Source organism: Halobacterium sp. CBA1126, from assembly GCF_009741975.1.
Taxonomy (GTDB): domain Archaea; phylum Halobacteriota; class Halobacteria; order Halobacteriales; family Halobacteriaceae; genus Halobacterium.
On sequence record NZ_WPCF01000184.1, the window covers coordinates 1 to 2,123 of the forward strand.

Annotated in this window: 2 protein-coding genes and 1 pseudogene; all 3 read left to right on the plus strand. The window is 74.9% G+C overall.

Annotation, left to right across the window (positions count from 1 at the left end; all coding sequences use genetic code 11):
• Positions 1 to 57: 57 nt before the first annotated feature.
• A pseudogene (locus tag GJ634_RS14945) lies at positions 58 to 629 on the plus strand (NTP transferase domain-containing protein).
• Complete coding sequence (gene cobD / locus GJ634_RS14950) at positions 619 to 1,629, plus strand: threonine-phosphate decarboxylase CobD (RefSeq protein WP_157503626.1); 1,011 nt, start codon at positions 619 to 621, stop codon at positions 1,627 to 1,629. Before GJ634_RS14945 ends, cobD begins: the two are co-directional and overlap by 11 nt.
• The coding region (locus GJ634_RS14955; RefSeq protein WP_157503627.1) for an adenosylcobinamide amidohydrolase at positions 1,622 to 2,123 on the plus strand (502 nt) is incomplete at its 3' end. The genes cobD and GJ634_RS14955, both read left to right, overlap by 8 nt.

Consider the following 2,123-nt stretch of genomic DNA (forward strand, 5'->3'; position numbering starts at 1 on the left):
CGAGGTCGGGCGCGTCGTCGGACTCCACGTGGGGGTGGTCGCGTGGACGCTCTCCTGATGTGCGGCGGCCGCGGCACGCGCCTCGACGCCGACGTCGAGAAGCCGCTGTTCGAGGTCGCGGGCCGGCCGATGGTCAACCGCGTGCGCGACGCGCTCGCCGAGAGCCGCGTCGACGCCACCTACGCCGTCGTCTCCCCGCACGCGCCCGAGACGCGCGCCCACGTCGACCTCCCCGTTATCGAGACGTCGGGCGAGGGGTACGTCGCGGACCTGACGACCGCACTCGAAGCGGTAGAGCCGCCCGTGCTGACGGTCGCGGCGGACCTCCCGCTGCTCGACGGCGACGTGGTGAACACTGTCCTCGACGCGGCCGACGGCTCCACGAGCGTGCGCGTCCCGGCCGCGCTGAAGGACGCGCTCGGCGCGAGCACGGACGCGGACGGCGCGTGGGTGCCGACGGGCGTGAACGTCGTCGCGAGGACGAGGACGCCGTGGTTCGGAGCTACGACGCGCGCCTCGCCGTGAACGTGAACCGCCGCTCGGACGCCGCGCTCGCCGAGCGCCTGCTCGGCCCGCGGACCGACGAACAGAAATCCGGCGGGAGCGTGGAGGAAGCCGATGGAACCTGACGCCGTCCGCGACGCCGCCCGCGTGCCCCACGGCGGCAGCGACGACCCGGACGTGCTGGACTTCTCCGCGAACGTGAACCCCCGGACGCCCCCGGGCGTCCGCGAGGTGTACGAGGACGCGCTCGGCGACGCCGCGCGCTACCCGAACGACGACTACCCCGACTACCGCGCGGCGGCCGCCGACTACGTGGACTCCTCGCCGGAGCGTGTCGTCCCGACGCCCGGCGGCCTCGCGGGCATCCGGCTCGCGGTCGAGACGCGCGTCGAACCCGGGGACAGCGCGCTCGTCCCGTACCCGAGTTTCGGCGAGTACGCGCGCGAGGTCGACCTGCAGGGCGCCGACCCGGTGTTCGTCCCCCACGACGAACTCCTCGACGCGGACCCGAGCGAGCACGCGATGGCGGTCGCCTGCAACCCGAACAACCCCACGGGCGACCTGTACGACGGCGACGCCCTCCGCGAGTTCGCCGCGCGCTGCCGCGAGTCCGGGACGGAGCTGCTCGTCGACGAGGCCTTTCTCGGCTTCACGGACGCCGCGTCGCTGGCCGGGACCCCGGGCGTCGTCGCCGCGCGCTCGCTCACCAAACTGTTCGGGCTGCCCGGCCTCCGCGCCGGCTTCCTCGTCGCGACCGGCGACCGACTCGAGGATCTGAAGACGGCGCGACGCGCGTGGAACCTCGGAACGCCGGCAGCCGCGGTCGGCGCGCACGCGATGCGCCAGCGCGAGTTCGTCGCCGACACCCGCGAGCGCGTCGCCGCGGAGCGCGACCGCATGGCCGACGCGCTCGCCGCGAACTTCGACGTGCAGGACTCCGACGCGCCGTTCCTCCTGCTGGACGTCGGGGACCGGGACGTCGACGCGCTCTGCGAGACGACCGAATCGCGCGGCGTCGCAGTCCGCGACGCGACGACGTTCCGCGGGCTCGACAGCCACGTCCGCGTGGCCGTCCGCACGCCCGCGGAGAACGACCGGCTGCTGGAGGTGCTCGGTGATGTTTGACGCGACGACGCGGGACGGCGTGCTCGCGCTCGAACGCGGGGACGCGCGCTGGCTGTCGACGGGGTGGGACGGCGGCCTCGCGACCGCCGACCGCGCGTTCAACGTCACCGTCCCCGAGGGCTGGAACCCCGACGACCTCGACGCGTACGTCGCCGACCGGCTCGCGGACGCCGGCTTCGAGCGCACTCGCGACGACCCCGTGCTGCTCACGGGCGTCGCCCAGCGCCACGCACGCTGCGCGCGCTGCGGACCCGTCGAAGCCGTCGCGACCGTCGGCGTCTCCAACCCCGCGGCGCTCCCGATGGACCCCGAGGGCGGCGCGCTCCCGGCGGACCCCGAACCAGTCGCCGGGACGGTGAACGTCTTCGTCGGGACGACCGGCGCGCTCGACGACGGCGCGCTCGCGAACCTCGTCGCCGTCGCCACCGAGGCCAAGACCGCGACGCTGCTCGACGCCGTCGGCTTCCCGGGCACGACGACGGACGCGGTCGTCG

What these genes read in the sequence shown, in the direction of transcription:
- cobD (WP_157503626.1), top strand. Translation starts at nt 619, where the DNA reads ATGGAACCTGACGCCGTCCGCGACGCCGCCCGCGTGCCCCACGGCGGC.